22 protein-coding genes are annotated in these 16245 nt (G+C 30.8%); 18 read left to right on the top strand and 4 right to left on the bottom strand.

Annotation, left to right across the window (positions count from 1 at the left end):
* Window positions 1-6 precede the first annotated feature (6 nt).
* The 4 genes from KM800_RS07870 (at window position 7) to KM800_RS07855 (ending at window position 2426) form a co-directional block, all read left to right on the top strand.
* Entirely contained in the window at window positions 7-216 is a 210-nt protein-coding gene (locus KM800_RS07870; protein ID WP_017752111.1) for a helix-turn-helix domain-containing protein, read from the top strand.
* A gap of 46 nt (window positions 217-262) precedes the next feature.
* A complete protein-coding gene (locus tag KM800_RS07865) occupies window positions 263-1609 on the top strand; it encodes a B12-binding domain-containing radical SAM protein (protein ID WP_058953281.1) in 1347 nt (448 codons plus the stop codon).
* Between the two features lie 150 nt (window positions 1610-1759).
* Window positions 1760-1972, top strand: a complete 213-nt coding sequence (locus KM800_RS07860) for a helix-turn-helix transcriptional regulator (RefSeq protein ID WP_217812589.1) — start codon at window positions 1760-1762, stop codon at window positions 1970-1972.
* Window positions 1959-2426, top strand: a complete 468-nt coding sequence (locus tag KM800_RS07855; RefSeq protein ID WP_058953283.1) for a DUF6773 family protein — start codon at window positions 1959-1961, stop codon at window positions 2424-2426. Before KM800_RS07860 ends, KM800_RS07855 begins: the two co-directional genes overlap by 14 nt.
* A gap of 155 nt (window positions 2427-2581) precedes the next feature.
* On the opposite strand, the gene KM800_RS07850 is transcribed toward KM800_RS07855, so the two are convergent.
* On the bottom strand, window positions 2582-3460 hold the full coding sequence (locus tag KM800_RS07850) for an AraC family transcriptional regulator (RefSeq protein ID WP_217812588.1): 879 nt from the start codon (window positions 3458-3460) through the stop codon (window positions 2582-2584).
* A gap of 145 nt (window positions 3461-3605) precedes the next feature.
* Here KM800_RS07850 and KM800_RS07845 point away from each other — a divergent pair, with 145 nt between their 5' ends.
* Window positions 3606-4397, top strand: coding sequence for an alpha/beta hydrolase (locus KM800_RS07845; RefSeq protein ID WP_217812587.1), 792 nt, complete (start codon window positions 3606-3608; stop codon window positions 4395-4397).
* A gap of 111 nt (window positions 4398-4508) precedes the next feature.
* Here KM800_RS07845 and KM800_RS07840 read toward each other — a convergent pair whose 3' ends face one another.
* Entirely contained in the window at window positions 4509-5243 is a 735-nt protein-coding gene (locus tag KM800_RS07840) for a DUF4811 domain-containing protein (protein ID WP_217812586.1), read from the bottom strand.
* Window positions 5243-6727, bottom strand: coding sequence for an MDR family MFS transporter (locus KM800_RS07835; RefSeq protein WP_058953287.1), 1485 nt, complete (start codon window positions 6725-6727; stop codon window positions 5243-5245). The genes KM800_RS07840 and KM800_RS07835 overlap by 1 nt, the downstream gene beginning before the upstream one ends.
* Window positions 6728-6888: 161 nt before the next feature.
* On the opposite strand from KM800_RS07835, the gene KM800_RS07830 reads away from it, so the two are divergent.
* The 5 genes from KM800_RS07830 to KM800_RS07810 all read left to right on the top strand — a co-directional run bounded on the left by KM800_RS07830 (window position 6889) and on the right by KM800_RS07810 (window position 10620).
* Window positions 6889-7338 carry a MerR family transcriptional regulator gene (locus KM800_RS07830; protein ID WP_058953288.1) on the top strand — a complete coding sequence of 150 codons (450 nt, stop codon included), beginning with the start codon at window positions 6889-6891 and terminating at the stop codon, window positions 7336-7338.
* Between the two features lie 142 nt (window positions 7339-7480).
* Window positions 7481-7906, top strand: a complete 426-nt coding sequence (locus KM800_RS07825) for a MarR family winged helix-turn-helix transcriptional regulator (RefSeq protein ID WP_058953289.1) — start codon at window positions 7481-7483, stop codon at window positions 7904-7906.
* Window positions 7907-7997: 91 nt separating this feature from the next.
* Window positions 7998-9428: an MFS transporter gene (locus KM800_RS07820; RefSeq protein WP_058953290.1), complete on the top strand. Its 1431-nt coding sequence runs from the start codon at window positions 7998-8000 to the stop codon at window positions 9426-9428.
* Between the two features lie 91 nt (window positions 9429-9519).
* Window positions 9520-10290: a GNAT family N-acetyltransferase gene (locus tag KM800_RS07815; protein WP_217812585.1), complete on the top strand. Its 771-nt coding sequence runs from the start codon at window positions 9520-9522 to the stop codon at window positions 10288-10290.
* Between the two features lie 156 nt (window positions 10291-10446).
* Window positions 10447-10620: a DUF6440 family protein gene (locus KM800_RS07810; protein WP_217812584.1), complete on the top strand. Its 174-nt coding sequence runs from the start codon at window positions 10447-10449 to the stop codon at window positions 10618-10620.
* Between the two features lie 272 nt (window positions 10621-10892).
* On the opposite strand, the gene KM800_RS07805 is transcribed toward KM800_RS07810, so the two are convergent.
* On the bottom strand, window positions 10893-11033 hold the full coding sequence (locus tag KM800_RS07805; protein ID WP_217812583.1) for a hypothetical protein: 141 nt from the start codon (window positions 11031-11033) through the stop codon (window positions 10893-10895).
* A 332-nt stretch (window positions 11034-11365) separates the two neighbouring features.
* Between KM800_RS07805 and KM800_RS07800 the strand changes: the two genes are divergently transcribed.
* From KM800_RS07800 to KM800_RS07765, 8 genes are all read left to right on the top strand, one after another.
* Window positions 11366-11707 carry an ArsR/SmtB family transcription factor gene (locus tag KM800_RS07800; RefSeq protein WP_058953298.1) on the top strand — a complete coding sequence of 114 codons (342 nt, stop codon included), beginning with the start codon at window positions 11366-11368 and terminating at the stop codon, window positions 11705-11707.
* A 25-nt stretch (window positions 11708-11732) separates the two neighbouring features.
* Window positions 11733-12104, top strand: a complete 372-nt coding sequence (gene arsD, locus KM800_RS07795) for an arsenite efflux transporter metallochaperone ArsD (RefSeq protein ID WP_058953299.1) — start codon at window positions 11733-11735, stop codon at window positions 12102-12104.
* Window positions 12104-13849 (top strand): arsenical pump-driving ATPase, encoded by a 1746-nt coding sequence (gene arsA, locus KM800_RS07790; RefSeq protein ID WP_217812582.1) that lies wholly within the window; start codon window positions 12104-12106, stop codon window positions 13847-13849. The genes arsD and arsA overlap by 1 nt, the downstream gene beginning before the upstream one ends.
* A 20-nt stretch (window positions 13850-13869) precedes the next feature.
* Window positions 13870-14919: an ACR3 family arsenite efflux transporter gene (gene arsB / locus KM800_RS07785; RefSeq protein ID WP_058953301.1), complete on the top strand. Its 1050-nt coding sequence runs from the start codon at window positions 13870-13872 to the stop codon at window positions 14917-14919.
* Window positions 14920-14940: 21 nt separating this feature from the next.
* Window positions 14941-15105, top strand: coding sequence for a DUF4177 domain-containing protein (locus KM800_RS07780; protein ID WP_242862472.1), 165 nt, complete (start codon window positions 14941-14943; stop codon window positions 15103-15105).
* A 68-nt stretch (window positions 15106-15173) separates the two neighbouring features.
* Window positions 15174-15584: an arsenate reductase ArsC gene (locus KM800_RS07775; RefSeq protein ID WP_058953302.1), complete on the top strand. Its 411-nt coding sequence runs from the start codon at window positions 15174-15176 to the stop codon at window positions 15582-15584.
* A 304-nt stretch (window positions 15585-15888) separates the two neighbouring features.
* On the top strand, window positions 15889-16155 hold the full coding sequence (locus KM800_RS07770; RefSeq protein ID WP_039657725.1) for a type II toxin-antitoxin system RelB/DinJ family antitoxin: 267 nt from the start codon (window positions 15889-15891) through the stop codon (window positions 16153-16155).
* A partial coding sequence (locus KM800_RS07765) for a type II toxin-antitoxin system YoeB family toxin (RefSeq protein WP_217812628.1) occupies window positions 16148-16245 on the top strand: 98 nt, incomplete at its 3' end. The genes KM800_RS07770 and KM800_RS07765, both read left to right, overlap by 8 nt.

Genomic DNA, 16245 nt, shown 5'->3' with positions numbered 1-16245 from the left:
AAATATATGGCAATTATAATAAATATTGATGTTATGTTGGCTAAGAGGAAAATGAGTGTAACAGAGCTTACAAAGAAAGTTGGAATAACCATGGCAAACCTTTCTATACTTAAGAATGGGAAGGCAAAAGCTATTAGGTTTTCAACTTTGGAGGCAATATGTAAAGCACTTGATTGTCAGCCAGGTGATATTTTAGAATACAGAAATGATACATAAATGGAAAGTTAAATATTGAGTAAAGTTTTTTTGAGGAGGTAATATTATGAAGATTAAATTAATACAACCTGCAATGCTGCCAAGACCTATGGATACAAAGTTAAAAACAAGAATGGCCCCTTCATTGGCCTTACTAACAATAGCGAATCTTACTCCAAAAAAGCATGGAGTTATCATTGAAAATGAAAATGTTGAAAATATAGATTTTGATGAACCTGTAGATTTGGTGGCAATAACTGTTACTGTAGATGTTATGAATAGAGCAGTGGAAATATCAAATAAGTTTAAGGAACGTGGGGTAACAGTAATTGCAGGAGGTATCCATATTACAGCAGATCCAGAGGGGGCTGTTAATAGTTTTGATGCAATATGCATTGGAATGGCTGAGAGGGTTTGGACAAAAATTCTTGATGATAAAGAAAACAATTCACTTAAGAAGATATATTATGACATGGAGAATATTTCAGGAAAAGAGATAGTATCACCCGACTATTGCATTATAGATAATGAAAAATATTTATATACCAATATAATTAGTACAAGCAGGGGATGCCCTTTCGAATGCGATTTTTGCTACAATAGTTGTAAAAATGTACTTAAAACTTATATTAATAGACCTGTAGATGATGTACTTAAAGATATAAATGCATTAAAAACAAGACATATAATGTTTATTGATGATAATTTCATTGGAAATCCAAAGTGGACAAAAAAATTATTAAAGGAAATAAAACCACTTAAACTAAAGTGGAATGCAGCGGTTACTTCCAATATAGTGGATATGCCCGAACTATTAGATGAAATGAAGGAGTCTGGCTGTCAAAGTCTATTTATAGGTTTTGAAAGTATAAACAGCAAGTCAATAAATAGTGTTCATAAAGTCCAAAATAGTGTAAACAGTTATGAGAAACTTGTAGATGAAATACATAAAAGGGGAATAATGATAAATGCAAGTTTTGTTTTCGGATTGGATGAAGATGATGTATCTGTATTTAAGAATACATTAAAATGGATAATCAAAAATAAGATAGAAACGGTAACTTCACATATCCTTACGCCATATCCTGGCACAAAGTTGTACTCAACGTTAATAGAGAAAAATAGAATTGTAGATTTTAATTTGTCAAATTACAATACTGCACACGTAGTATATAAACCTAAGAATATGACAGCAGAAGAATTGTATGATGGATATTTATGGATATACAAGGAAGTATATACATTTAAAAATATAATAAAAAGACTGCCAAAATCTAAAAAGCAGTGGCTTCCATTTCTAATATTTAACTTGTTTTATAGGAAATTTGGAAAGCTAACAGAATTATTGTGCAATATAGTTTCTTTTAAAAATATGGGAAGATTTTTTAGATGGTTGTCCTATCATATAAAGTAAGATGCTTAAATCTTTATATTCCTACCATAATTTAGTTGAAGAATTTCTAATATGTTTCTTTAAAGGTACCTAATTACAGACTATATGCAAAATATAGTTTACATATAGCAAATTATAATGTATAATATGTAATGTAAGGAGGTTGGAGTAGTGAAAAATTTAAAAATGAAAGCGGCTCGTGCAGCATTGGATTTATCTCAAGAACAGCTAGCTGAAAAAGTTGACGTTACAAGACAGACTATAGGAATGATTGAAGCCGGCAAATTCAACCCATCATTACAGCTGTGCATATCAATATGCAGGGCACTGAGAAAAACTTTAAATGATATTTTTTGGGAGGATAAAGAAAATGAAAAAAATTAAAAAAGTTGTAGATGAAAGGCAAGAACTGGAAATATTAAAGGTTGAACATCTTGGATTCTGGATTATGTTCTGGCTGTTGTTTATAAGCATTATTGTTAAAACTACAATGGGAATGCCTTTTAAACAGTTTGGAGTGGAGTTTGGAGTATTTATGATTGGATGTATATTTACAATAATAGCTTCCTTGCGTAAAGGCGCATGGGATTATTATACTAAACCATGTATTAAAACATATCTGCTTTATAGCATTGTGTCCACTATTATTGTAGGCGTCTTGTTTGGGGTAATTAGGTATTTGACAATGGATTATTTTAGGAATAATATACAGTATTTGATCATAGCCACATGTATATTTTCCTTAAGTATTTTTGTCCTTGTATTCATTGCTTTGTATTTAACTGGGCAATATGCAATCAAAAGACAAAAGCAACTGGAAAAGAAATATAAGGATTAATATTGTCATAAAATAGTAAATAATTGTATATTAGTAATATGGATAAAAACTTGACAATGGGAGGGTTAAAAAGATGAATTTTGGTGGATGGTCGACTGCAAGTATCATAGCTTTGATTATTTGTGTTACCATAGCTATTGGTTGTAGTAATATAGCTAGTAAGAAGAAAGGAAATTATCCTTTTTAAACTTTGTTGGCGAAACATTATAATGCCTTTTAAATAGACGGCTGAAATAGTTTATGCTGTCAAATCCACATCTCAAAGCTATTTCAGTTATATTCATATTTCCATTATTTAAATAGTCAATGGATTTTTCAAGCCTTACTCCATTAATATAATCTGTAGTTGTCTTGCCTGTCATTTGTTTGAAAATCCTGCAAAAATGATAGGTACTTATATGTATGATATTTGCAAGATCCTCAGTGCATATTTTTTGGGAGTAATTGCTGTCTATATATTTAAAAATCAGATCAAAGCGTTTCAAATTAGTTACTTTTGAAGCAAGCTCTTTTTTAGTTAAAAATTTACTAATGTATTTTCTCAATAGAAGCACAATTAATTGATAAACAGAGGATTTTACAGCAAGTTCGTATCCGATTTTTTTGAAAAAGTATTCGTCTATTGTTATGCTGACACAGTCCAATATCTGTTTGTCATTTTCAATTAAATTTTGAAAGGATATTAGATTTTGTGATAGTGGTGAAAGAAATTTTGTCTGGCATAAATCAACCTGATTGCTGAACAGAAATGAAGAATCAATACGGATTGTATAAAATTTCAGATCATCACTTAAACTTTCAAGGAAATGCAGTTCATTGTTGTTAATGACTATAATACTGCCAGTTTTAACATAGTAACGTTTTTTATCACATCCAACTAAAGCTTTTCCTTTAGCAAAAAAATACAGCTGCATATTTTCATGCCAATGTGTATTGAACTTTCTTCCATTATTGAAGTTTTTACGTAGAAATATATCTATACCCAAATTTGGATCTGGCATTTTTTTATTATAATAAGTTTTCAAATCTTTCATAATTATATCCTCATGTCAAAATCGTGCTAAATTTCAGCAATACAATTATTGAATTATATTGCCAATATAATCTATTATAGTACAAGTACCTACTATTATAAATATGATAATTCAAGTACAAAATTTCAAATGAGGTGATATAAGAATGAATAAATCAAAAGTGGAAAAAGTAGATTTTCACAGCAATGTACTTGTTAAAGAAATGTCAATGCTGGTATATTTGCCTGGATGCTATAATAGTTCAACCCCTCTGCCGGTATTATACTTTTTACATGGCAGAAGTGGAAATGAGAATTTAATGTCCCAAATAGATATAAATGGTAAAGCCGATAAGCTGATAAAAGATGGAAAAATAAAACCTATGATAATTGTATGTCCAAGGATTGAAAACAGTAGGGGATTGAATTCATCCTTAATTTGTAAAAAGGTACCTGACCATGGAGATAATAGTACAATCATAAACCTGGGAATGTATGAGGATTACTTTATGAAAGAGGTAATACCTTTAACAGATAAAACTTTTAATACTATAAAAGATAGAAAGGGAAGATATATAGGAGGGATATCTGCTGGGGGTTATATAGCTCTTCATAATACATTTCGACATCAGAATATGTTTTCAAAGGTAGGAGGCCATATGCCTGCTTTGGAACTAAAACTTGAAGATGAAGATAAACCATATTACAAGAATATGGAGTTATGGGAAAAATATGATCCAATAAATATTGCGAGAAACAACAATATTTATTCTGATATTGATGTCTATCTGGATGCAGGAGATAAGGATGAAGGTAGATTTTATGAAGGTTGTTCAATTTTACATAAAATATTGCAAGACAAAGGCATAAATTCTCAAAATCATATATTTACTGGCAATCATAGTGCCAAATATATTCAATCCAATATTGAAAAGTATTTAAAATTTTATGGATGCTAATAGTTATGTTAATAATAAATAACTTTGAAATAATAGTGATAAATTATATTGAAAAATAATAAAGACTAGAATTTCCTAATAGAAATTCTAGCCTTTATTAAACCTATTTCATCATTTATTTTTAATATCCTGGATAGCTTTTTTTAACATCTGGTCTTGAAATTCATTAGCAAATTTTTTTTGTATTTCAAGTTGTTTAGACTTGTTTGTTGTCCAGCCAGGATTTTTTACAATTGCATTTTTCATCTTATTTTGAATATATAAAGTTGCCTGAGACTTACTCTGTTTTTTGAACTCTGGACTCGACATTTTCTGCGTCAATTCTTTTGCTTGACTAGTTGACAACAAATACCATGTTTTTGGTAAGTAAAATGTGTTAATTTGTTTGGATAATTTATTATCATTGTCCGCAATACCAAACCAGAATTTATAAGCGGCTGACTTGTATTTCCAATGTACTTCAGTAATTTTAAGATTTGCTGTATCTGAATTAACAATTTCAGTTTTGTTTGTAGTAAATTCATCTACTTTCGTGTGTGTAACCTTTTTTGAGTGGTTATCAGGGGAATAAATAAAAATATTTTCATCTCCGTTAGTGCCAATTGGCTCATACAAAATTATTTGCATGGCACCAGTAGTATCTGCAGAATATATTTGCTTTTCAATTGTAGTTGTAACTTCCTGCATGCCATAGTGGCTATGATAATTTGCAACCATTCCAATTATAGAAAAAATAAACACTATTCCTGAAATAAGTGTAAATGGTATTCTAAGTTTTACTTTATCAATATAAATAAAGCTGATAAAGAAAGCTACAGCACTTATGATCATTAAGATAATTATCATTATTTTTCCCCTCCTGTAGTACTTTGAATTTGCATTTCGTTAGAGTCAGCAGTATGTCCTTTCATAAAGAAAGCTATTATGAATCCAAAAACACAAAAACCCACAGCTAACAAAAATGCTCCTTGGTAACCAGACATAGTTGCATTAAGTGCTTTAACTTTATATTCTAATGGCGCTGCTTTTAATAGAGATTTTCCTGGCATCTGACTATTGGTGATGTTTGACAACACTGAAACCAATACGGCAGTACCGATAGAACTGGCAATTTGACGGACAGTATTGTTAACAGCCGTTCCATGAGAAATTAGTTTAGTAGGCAAAGCATTCATAGCTTCCGTTGTGACTGGCATCATTACCATGGATATACCAAACATTCTAACAGCATATAGACACGCAATATAGACAATTGGTGTTTCTCTGGTTATTAGTACGAAAGGCAAAGTTCCGGCTGTCAATAGAAATAATCCTGCTATTGATAGTCTTTTAGCTCCAATTCTATCAAATGCTCGTCCAGCAATAGGGCTCATAACAGCCATCATCAAAGCACCAGGTAATAATAATAGACCTGAATGGAATGCACTCATGCCATGGATCATTTGCAGGTATAGTGGAACAATCATTTCCACACCAACCATAGCTACCATAACAATTGAACTTAATATTGTAGGAACCGTAAAACTCTTGGAAGAAAATACTCGAAGTTCCAAAAATGGTGTTTTCATAGTAAGTTGACGCCAAACAAACAATCCTATAAATACCAGACCAACTATTAATGTAGTTAAGACCAATTGAGAACCCCAACCTTTGTCTCCTACTGATGAGAATCCATAAAGCAGTGACCCGAATCCAACAGTTGACATTAATAACGATAACCAGTCAAGCTTTGTTTCATGGGTTTTAAGAACAGGTTTCATAAAGAAAAATGCAAAAATGATAACTACAGCTACAATTGGAATTATCATTCCAAATAAGTCACGCCATTGCCAAGTATCAATTATAAATCCAGACAGTGTTGGCCCAATGGCAGGTGCCACTCCAATGACAACACCAGCTAGTCCCATAGCAATACCTCGCCTGTGAGGTGGAAATATTGACAGCATGATATTTTGTAAAAGCGGCATGGAGACTCCTACACCAACTGCTTGAATTAATCTACCACTTAATAAAAAATTATAATTTGGTGCTGTACACGCCATAATAGTTCCAATTTCAAAAATTATCATTGAAGTAATATACAGCCACTTTGTATTAAAACGAGTCGATAGCCAAGCTGAAACGGGGATCATAATACCATTGACCATTAGAAATCCTGTTGTCAGCCACTGAACAGTCGAAGTTGAAATATCAAATGCTTTCATTAATGTTGGAAAAGCAGTTGTTAAAATTGTTTGGTTTAGAACTGTACAAAAAGTACCAACCAACAATACAATAACCAACATAAGTCTATTATACGGTTTACCATTAGTATCAATAGATTCAGACAAAATTAAAACCTTCTTTCATTAATCGTATAGTAATCTATTATACATTTAAGTATCTAGATTGTAAATATTAATAATATAGTTATCATAAAAAGTGATAATTAAAATCATAAATTGTTATATATATTGAAATGAAGTATAATAATTTTAAGGAGGTGCCAATAATGGATATACAACAACCATACAACCAGTTGCTGGATTTTCAAAAATTCATAGAAGCTATGATGAAAGAAGATAACGTTTTATTAGGAATTTCGGAATTATCCCATGCTACTGGAGTAACACCGGCACAATTAAGATACTGGGTTTCCCAGGGCTATATTAAAAATTATGGAAATAATAAGAAAAATAAGTTTAGTCTTAAAACTGTCTTCATGGTTCGCAGTATAAAAATTTTTCAAAATCAAGGCTACACTCTATCAGCATCTGCAAAACGGGCGGCTCAGTATTCTGATTTGGCACATAAAATAAAGAAGATATTTATTGATAGGGTAATTAATATTAGCCAGAATGACGGACAATTATTAATTAATTTGGGAGTTTTTGATGCTGAGCCAACTCAAAATTTGATTGCCAGAATAGATGAAAAGGGTACAAAGTTTGATTTAATTTAATAAAAACCACAGACTGTTAAATTGTTAATTTGAGCATAGTCTGTGGCTTTTATTTAATATATCCTACTGAACTTATATTATTGACAGGTAATTATTATGTAGATATAATATAGTTGCTAAGACAACTAAGGCGGTGGTATGTATGAAGTTTAAATTAGATGATTCACTAGGTTTTATTATAAATAAGGTGAATACAAAACTTAAAAATGAATTGTTTCAACGATTTAGAGAATATGATGTTACACCAGAACAATGGGCTGTACTTAACTGTTTATCGGAACAAGAGGGTATTACCCCTAAAGAGTTGTCAGATATCGTCTTTAAAGATAAACCAAATACTAATCGCATTGTTGAAAAGTTACAAATAAAAGGATTAGTTGTTCGAAAGCCTCATCCTGTAGATAAAAGGGCTTTTCAAATCTTCTTGACTGATGATGGCTGGAAATTACGGGATGAATTAATTCCTAAAGTTATGCAATTATTAGAGGAAGCAACAAGGAAAATAAAAAAACATAAAGTTAAAGAAATGAAAAAACTGTTGAATCAGATATATAATAATCTTAATTAGCTGTTATTATCATTTTAGTTGTTATGACAATCCTAATAATAAATAGTACGCCAAATGCCAGGGGATTAGGCATAAGGGGGGATAAATTTAAATGGAAAATGTAAAAGAAAACAATAGAAATAAATGGACTATTTTAATTATAGTTTTAATGTCAACTTTTATGGGAACATTAGATGGAAGTATTGTAAATATAGCATTGCCTAAAATGGCCGATGCTTTAAATGTAACAACGGCTAATATACAATTAGTAGTAACAAGTTACCTAATAGGTGTATCTGGAGTTATATTGATTTTTGGAAGACTTGGAGATATGCTTGGAAAGGCTAAAATATTCAAGTTCGGATTGGGCTTATTTACCTTTGGATCTTTGTTATGTGGTATAACAAGCTCCTTTAAAATATTAATTTTGGCACGAGTTGTACAAGCTGTTGGTGCAGCTGCAACTATGGCAAATAATCAGGGAATTATTACAGAGATATTTCCTAAAAATGAAAGAGGAAAAGCACTTGGATTTATAGGAACTGCTGTTGCCCTGGGTTCTTTAGTAGGTCCGGGACTTGGAGGTCTTATAGTAGGTACATTCAGCTGGGAATTCATATTTTTAATAAATATACCCATTGGCATAGTAGCTTTGTTTCTAGCTTGCAAATTATTACCCAAAGGTCATAAAACAGTGCAAGGAAAGCTGGATGGAATAGGCGGCGTGTTGTTTATGTTTACTATAGTTCCACTTTTTGGCGCCTTAAATGCAGGATTAAATATTGGATTCACAAAACCAATAATTTTATTATGTTTTGTCGTAGCTATTATTTCATTTATAGTATTTATTTTTGTAGAAAACAAACGTGAAAATCCATTAATACAATTACAGATATTTAGAAATAAGTTATTTTCCTTGAGTATATTCTGTGCATTTATAAGTTTTGTGGTCATGTTTTGCAATAATATTATTTTACCATTTTACCTTCAGAATGTGATGAATTATTCACCTGAATATGCTGGAATAATACTTATGGTCAATCCTATAATTATGATGGTCTTATCTCCTTTTAGTGGAAGCCTGTCGGATAAGATTGGTTCGGAACTTTTAACATTTATAGGATTGGTGCTTATAAGTTTAGGCTTAATATTAATGTCCATTTTAAATGTAAATTCAGTCTTAGCCAGTATTATAATATTTATTGCAGTTATATCTGTTGGTATTGGCTTATTCCAACCACCTAATAATTCTTTGGTAATGTCAACAGTATCAAAGAACAAACTCGGAATTGCAGGAAGTATAAATTCACTTGTAAGAAACCTAGGGATGATATGCGGAATAGTTTTGGCAACAACGCTTTTATATAGTATGATGAGTCTAAAAATCGGATATCGTGTTACAGATTATGTAGTGGGAAGAAATGATGCTTTTATATATGGAATGAAAGTAGTATATATAACTGCGGCAATAATAAGTTTAGTCGGAGCTGTATTAACCTTTTTTAGAATGCACAGTAAAAAAATCCAAGATAAACTAAGTTGAACGATTGTAAATTAAAATATATTAACTTATAATGGCAAGTAGATTACTTTTGAAGCAGTTTATGTTAATAGAATTGCATGGAGGATTTGACATGACTATCTATAGTGTTAAAGATAAAAAAGCCATTTTACCATTATTTAATGGATGGCAGGAAACATTCATCTGGTCTTGTTTGCAGGATTGCATGGGTATGGCCTATGCTGATGATTTGAGAAAGCCGCAGACTGCACAAATTATTCTTGGCGATTTCTGTTTCTTCGCCGGTACTGTCAATTATGAGATAATACGTAATAAACCAGTTAATCACCAATCTGAATTTATTATTATGGTGCCCCAGAACAAGCAGTGGGAAGAAGCAATAGAATTTGTGTTTCAAGAAAAAGCATTTCGTTTTATACGTTATGCTACGAAAAAGGAGAAAGGTGCATTTAACAAATCAATGCTGCAAATGATAGTATCTCAACTACCCGGTAAGTACGAGTTAAGGATGATTGATAATGTGTTGTATGAACAATCGCGGGTATTGCCTTGGGCGAAAGATTTGTGTGGGAATTATCCATGTTATGAGGATTATAAGATAAATGGAATTGGTGCTGCTATTCTAAAAAATGGTGAACTTGTTTCCGGAGCTTCTTCCTATGCTTTTTATAAAGGTGGAATTGAAGTGGAAATTGACACCAGAGAAGATGAACGACGGAAGGGTTTAGCTTTGGTTTGCGGTGCAAAACTGATATTGGAATGTTTGAAACAGAATTTGTATCCAAGTTGGGACGCTCATAACAAAGGTTCACTTGCTTTGGCTGAAAAACTGGGATATACGTTTGATACAGAATATACGGCTTATGAAATTAGTATGTTTTAATATAAAGTGTTTTTGGAGATAGTACTAAAGATTTAAAAATTAAAATCACAGGTAAGGATGCCAAAGGTCATATCATAATTAAGTTTAGTTGATTCACAAGTGTAAATTATTATGAGCTTACTTATTTTTAAATTAAATTTTGGAGGTGAAATTATTATGGGAGCTAAAAGATTTGAAGTTGAATCTTCTGAAGGACTTATAGAGAGTTATAGAGTAATAGTTGATAAAGAAACTGGAGTAAATTACCTATACATTAGTAATGGTACTTCTGGTGGGTTGACTGTGTTATTAAATTCAGAAGGAAAGCCTATTATAACAAAAGATAAATAGTAACTTTTATTATTTGATTTAATGGATACTTTTCTTATGTTGTACATCAACTAAAAAACTGGACATTATAATACGTATTTCTAATTTTTAGATAGGTTATTTTGATGTTAATATAGTATTTTCAATGGTTATAAGACATTATAAAACTAGACAAAATAATTATTCTGTCTAGTTTTGCAATATTCTAAATGTGAACGAAGATATATACTTTGAATAAAAAAATAAGCAGCCAATAAGCTGCTTTTAAATATTAATGGTGAGAAATTCATCTCTTATAAATCTTTATTATAAGAGAAGTTGCAAGGTTGACCTTCACAATTTAGTACTACTTCATCTTCTTCAGAGGCAAATATTTCTTTCTTATTTATAACATCTTCATATACTTTTTCTTTTAAATTTCTTTCATTTTTCATAATTAACTCTTCCATTCATTAAATTCAACAAATCATTTATGTAAATAAAATTTATAATTAATTAATAACTATTATCTATCTTTATTATAACATACAAATATAATTAATCAATATCCTTTTGGTATATTTTATTAAAAATGAGTTCTACAAAAGTATAGTTCTGCGTAATTCATTAAATGTATAAATTTTAATTAACAAATAATATTATAATACATAGACTATTATAAATATAATATTCTATTAATGTGCTTATTTATATAATTATATTGACATAAGATAGATAATCATATATCTTATATATAGATGACTATCTATATATAAGAGGTGATTTTTTGAAATTAGATTATGAGTTATATGCAAAAATATTTAAAGCTTTATCTGATCAGAACAGATTAAAAATTATTGATATATTGTCCTGTGGTGAAAAATGTGCCTGTGATATACTGGAAAATTTTAATTTTACACAACCAACTTTATCGCACCATATGAAGGTGTTGATAGATTGTAAAATTGTTAAATGCAGAAAAGATGGATTATGGAGCTATTATTCATTGGATAAAAATAACACGAATAAAATAGCACTATTTTTAATGAATATCATAACGGATACAGAAGATTGTATTTGTAAAATCAGTAATAGCATTAATAAATGTGAAATACAGAATAAAAAATAAATTAATTATAAAGGGAGAGATTTATATGAAAAAAATGATAATTTTTGATCCAGCAATGTGCTGCTCTACAGGTGTATGTGGGCCTTCCATAGATCCAGAGCTATTGAGAGTTTCTACTGTTGTAAATAATCTTCAAAAAAAAGGTATATTGGTTGAAAGGTATAATTTGACCAGCAATCCCCAAATATTTGTAGACAATAAAACAATTAATGAGGCATTGAATAAAGAAGGTACAGAAATACTTCCAGTAACTATGGTAGATGGTTCAATAGTAAAGACAAAAGCATATCCAACAAATAAGGAATTTTGTGAATTACTAGGTATATCAGAGGATTATTTGAAAACTGGACTTAAGATAAAGTCTAAAGGTTGTGATTGTGGAGGAGGATGTTGTTAATGTTTAAAAAATTTAATCCTGACAGTATACATTTAACTAAATATTTATTTTTTACAGGTAAAGGCGGTGTAGGCAAGACTTCCACTGCCTGTGCTACTGCTGTTGCCCTTGCAGATCAGGGTAAAAAAATCATGCTCATTAGTACAGATCCAGCTTCCAATTTACAGGATGTGTTTAGTACAGAGCTTAATAATAAGGGAGTCAAAATTGGAGAATTACCAAACTTAACAGTAGCAAATCTCAATCCTGAAGAGGCTGCTGCAGAATACAGAGAAAGTGTGATAGCTCCATATCGTAATAAGTTACCAGAGACAGCTGTTAAAAATATGGAAGAACAGCTAAGTGGTTCATGTACTGTTGAAATAGCTGCTTTTACTGAATTTTCAACTTTTATTACCAATAAAAAGCTGGAAAAAAAATTTGATCACATAATATTTGATACAGCACCTACAGGGCATACCTTGAGGATGCTTCAACTTCCTTCGGCTTGGAGTAATTTTATAGGAGAAAGTACTCATGGAGCTTCATGTTTAGGGCAGTTGTCGGGACTTGAAGATAAGAAATCATTATATAAAAATGCGGTTAAAACTTTATCGGATGGAGCAAAGACTACCCTTGTTCTTGTTTCAAGGCCTGAAATTACACCTCTTAAAGAAGCAGAAAGAGCATCTAAAGAATTAAGAGATATAGGTATAAATAATCAGTCACTGATTATAAATGGTGTACTTGAAATTCATGATGACAATATTTCAAACGCAATTTATTTAAAGCAGAAAAATGCTTTAGAGAATATGCCTGAAAGCATAAAATGTCTTGAAATTTATGAAATACCACTTAGACCATACAATGTAACAGGAATTAAAAATATAAGAGCATTTTTAAAAAAAGATAACGTTGAATATAAAATTGCAGAATTAAATGTAAATAAAATAAATAAGCTGAAAGATATAGTTAATGATCTATATAATAATGACAAAAAAGTAATATTTACCATGGGAAAAGGTGGAGTAGGTAAAACAACTGTTGCAGCTGCCATTGCCCTGGGACTTTCTAAAAAGGGTAAAAAAGTTCATCTAACTACTACTGATCCAGCAGCACATTTAAAATTTGTGTTAGATAAAAATTACGGAATTACATTAAGCCATATTAATGAAAAAGAAGAGCTTGAAAAATACAAGAAAGAAGTATTAAGTAATGCAAGGAAAACTATGAATGGAAGTGATATAGCATACATTGAAGAAGATCTAAGATCTCCATGTACACAGGAAATAGCTGTATTTAGGGCTTTTGCAGAAATAGTCGAGAAATCAAAAGATGAAGTTGTAGTAATAGATACAGCACCTACAGGGCATACGTTGTTATTATTGGACTCCACTGAAAGCTATAACAAAGAAATTCAACGTTCAGAGGGCAATATACCTCAATCTGTCAAAGAGCTTTTACCTAAGCTTAAAAATGCTAATGATACAGAAGTCATTATTGTAACTTTGGCCGAGGATACTCCAGTTTACGAATCCATACGCCTTGAAGCGGATCTAGAACGTGCGGGAATTGCAAGTAAGTGGTGGATTGTAAATTCCAGTATGTATGCGGCTGATACTACGAATAGTGTACTTAAGGCTAAAGCAAGCAATGAAATACCATGGATAAATAAAGTCAACGAAATTTCCAACGGAAATTTTGCATTGATAGAATGGAAAGCAGAAGAAATTAAAGATGAAAAATTATTTGAGTTATTAGGTTAAAGAAAACAGGAGGAATGTATATGAAAAGTAAATCATCTAGATTGTCATTACTTGATCGTTATTTGACGCTTTGGATATTTCTTGCTATGTTTGCAGGAATTTTGCTTGGGTGGGGTGTACCGGGTATATCAAGAGGACTATCCAGTTTGTCAGTTGGGACTACATCCATACCAATTGCAGTTGGACTCATTGTTATGATGTATCCACCACTTGCTAAAGTAAACTACAGGGAACTTGGAAAGGTATTTAGAAATCCCAGGGTATTATCTTTATCTCTTATCCAGAACTGGATTATAGGACCTATACTTATGTTTGCACTTGCAGTAATATTTTTGCATGCTTATCCTGCATATATGACAGGTCTTATCCTTATTGGAATTGCTAGATGTATTGCCATGGTCATAATATGGAACAGCCTGGCAGATGGTGATACAGAATATGCAGCTGCACTTGTAGCTTTTAATTCTATATTCCAGGTTATATTTTATTCCATATATGCCTATATATTTATAACAGTACTTCCAACATGGTTTGGACTTACCGGCTATAGTGTGGATATTTCCATGGGAAAAATTGCCTCATCTGTTGCAGTTTATCTTGGCGTGCCTTTTGCAGTTGGAATACTAACAAGATTATTATTGGAACCTAAAATGGGTACTGAATGGTATACAAAGAAATTTGTACCTAAAATAAGCCCGCTTGCTTTAATTGCATTACTGTTCACTATTGTTGTAATGTTTTCTTATAAAGGCAAATATATTGTGGAATTACCTTTAGATGTAGTGAGAATTGCTGTACCACTTGCAATCTATTTTGCAGTTATGTTTTCAGTTTCATTTTTTATAAGCTATAAATCAGGTATAGACTATAAAAAGACAGCTACACTTTCATTTACTGCTGCAAGTAATAATTTTGAACTTGCCATAGCTGTGGCAGTTGCTGTATTTGGTATAGAGTCCAAGGAAGCTTTTACGGCAGTAATAGGGCCGTTGATTGAAGTGCCTGTAATGATAGGACTTGTGAATGTAGCATTGCACTGGGGAAAAAAGTATTTTGCATTAAATAGATAGGAATAAGGGGGTATTGTTAATATGGAATGGGAATATAAAGTATTTACGGTTGACCATTTTTTAAGTTCACAAGAAAATTTAAGTATAGAAGGATTACTAAATAAATATGGAAAAGAGGGATGGGAGTTAGTAGGAATTTTACAAAATTCTTATAAAATATTGAGGAAACCATTTAAAATTAGATAGTGATTTAATAGTGTTTAAAAAATTAGAATATAACTCATCATATAAAAATTTAGCATAGGAGGAAAAAGATGAAACCAAAAGTGGCTTTTATATGTGTCCATAACTCATGTAGATCACAAATGGCTGAGGCAATAGGAAGATTATATGGAAGTGAGGTATTTGATTCATACTCAGCTGGCACTGAAATCAAATCTGAAATAAATAAAGATGCAGTTAAAGTAATTAAAAAATTATATAACATTGATATAAGTGAAATTCAACATGTTAAACTGATTGATGATTTACCCGAAATTGATATAGTGGTAAAGATGGGCTGCAATGTTGCATGCCCATTCTTACCATCTAAATATGAAGAGGACTGGGGACTCGAAGATCCTACAGGAAAAAGCGATGAGAAATTTATTAAAACAGCTAAAATAATTGAGGAAAAAGTAAAAAATCTAATAAAAAAAATAAAAAATAAAGAAATTAAACTGTAATCATTTTATTAGATACTGTAATTTTAATATTCTGAATTCCACAGAATCGTTATTGTGTGGAACTCGTGAAACAGACGTAAAATCTTGATATATAAGGCTTTACGTCTGTTTTTTATATTTGAAAATACAAAAGTGTATTTTTAAATTACACATAATATAATAAATATAGATAATAAGTGTAATTAAGAGTTTTAGTTTTTGTAATAAAAAATTATATTTGTGCAATATTATATATATAACGTAAACACAATGTATGTACATTATCATTCTTTTGTTATATAATGTAATTAAAAGAGGTGGTATTATGGCGCAGAAAACACTTAATATTCGTGTTGATGAAAAATTAAAAAAACAGGCAGAAAATCTTTTCGAAGATTTTGGCATGAATACAAGTACTGCAATTAATATCTTTTTAAAAGCAGTTGTAAGACAAAGAAGAATACCTTTTGATATTGCTGCAGATGATCCTTTTTATAGTGATACTAATATTGCTTATTTGAAAAAATCTATAAGTCACCTTAATCATGGCAAAGGTAAAATGCATGATATTGTTGAGGTAGAAGATGAATAAAGTATGGTCTGATGAAGCTTGGGATGATTATGTTTATTGGCAATCTCAAGATAAGAAAACTTTAAAGAGAATAAATAATCTTATTAAGGA

Origin of the sequence: Clostridium tyrobutyricum (assembly GCF_019144085.1) — a bacterium.
Classification (GTDB): domain Bacteria; phylum Bacillota; class Clostridia; order Clostridiales; family Clostridiaceae; genus Clostridium_B; species Clostridium_B tyrobutyricum_A.
Note: the sequence above shows the minus strand (reverse complement) of the source record. Positions and strands in the feature narration are given on the sequence as shown.

Bases quoted from the DNA above. Each gene is read 5' to 3' on its own strand.
- arsA (WP_217812582.1), top strand. From the start codon at position 12,104: ATGTTTAAAAAATTTAATCCTGACAGTATACATTTAACTAAATATTTA.
- KM800_RS07820 (WP_058953290.1), top strand. From the start codon at position 7,998: ATGGAAAATGTAAAAGAAAACAATAGAAATAAATGGACTATTTTAATT.
- KM800_RS07840 (WP_217812586.1), bottom strand. From the start codon at position 5,243: ATGATAATTATCTTAATGATCATAAGTGCTGTAGCTTTCTTTATCAGC.
- KM800_RS07805 (WP_217812583.1), bottom strand. From the start codon at position 11,033: ATGAAAAATGAAAGAAATTTAAAAGAAAAAGTATATGAAGATGTTATA.
- KM800_RS07845 (WP_217812587.1), top strand. From the start codon at position 3,606: ATGAATAAATCAAAAGTGGAAAAAGTAGATTTTCACAGCAATGTACTT.
- KM800_RS07855 (WP_058953283.1), top strand. From the start codon at position 1,959: ATGAAAAAAATTAAAAAAGTTGTAGATGAAAGGCAAGAACTGGAAATA.
- arsD (WP_058953299.1), top strand. From the start codon at position 11,733: ATGAAAAAAATGATAATTTTTGATCCAGCAATGTGCTGCTCTACAGGT.
- KM800_RS07770 (WP_039657725.1), top strand. From the start codon at position 15,889: ATGGCGCAGAAAACACTTAATATTCGTGTTGATGAAAAATTAAAAAAA.
- KM800_RS07870 (WP_017752111.1), top strand. From the start codon at position 7: ATGGCAATTATAATAAATATTGATGTTATGTTGGCTAAGAGGAAAATG.
- KM800_RS07830 (WP_058953288.1), top strand. From the start codon at position 6,889: ATGGATATACAACAACCATACAACCAGTTGCTGGATTTTCAAAAATTC.
- KM800_RS07810 (WP_217812584.1), top strand. From the start codon at position 10,447: ATGGGAGCTAAAAGATTTGAAGTTGAATCTTCTGAAGGACTTATAGAG.
- arsB (WP_058953301.1), top strand. From the start codon at position 13,870: ATGAAAAGTAAATCATCTAGATTGTCATTACTTGATCGTTATTTGACG.
- KM800_RS07815 (WP_217812585.1), top strand. From the start codon at position 9,520: ATGACTATCTATAGTGTTAAAGATAAAAAAGCCATTTTACCATTATTT.
- KM800_RS07865 (WP_058953281.1), top strand. From the start codon at position 263: ATGAAGATTAAATTAATACAACCTGCAATGCTGCCAAGACCTATGGAT.
- KM800_RS07825 (WP_058953289.1), top strand. From the start codon at position 7,481: ATGAAGTTTAAATTAGATGATTCACTAGGTTTTATTATAAATAAGGTG.
- KM800_RS07780 (WP_242862472.1), top strand. From the start codon at position 14,941: ATGGAATGGGAATATAAAGTATTTACGGTTGACCATTTTTTAAGTTCA.
- KM800_RS07775 (WP_058953302.1), top strand. From the start codon at position 15,174: ATGAAACCAAAAGTGGCTTTTATATGTGTCCATAACTCATGTAGATCA.
- KM800_RS07850 (WP_217812588.1), bottom strand. From the start codon at position 3,460: ATGAAAGATTTGAAAACTTATTATAATAAAAAAATGCCAGATCCAAAT.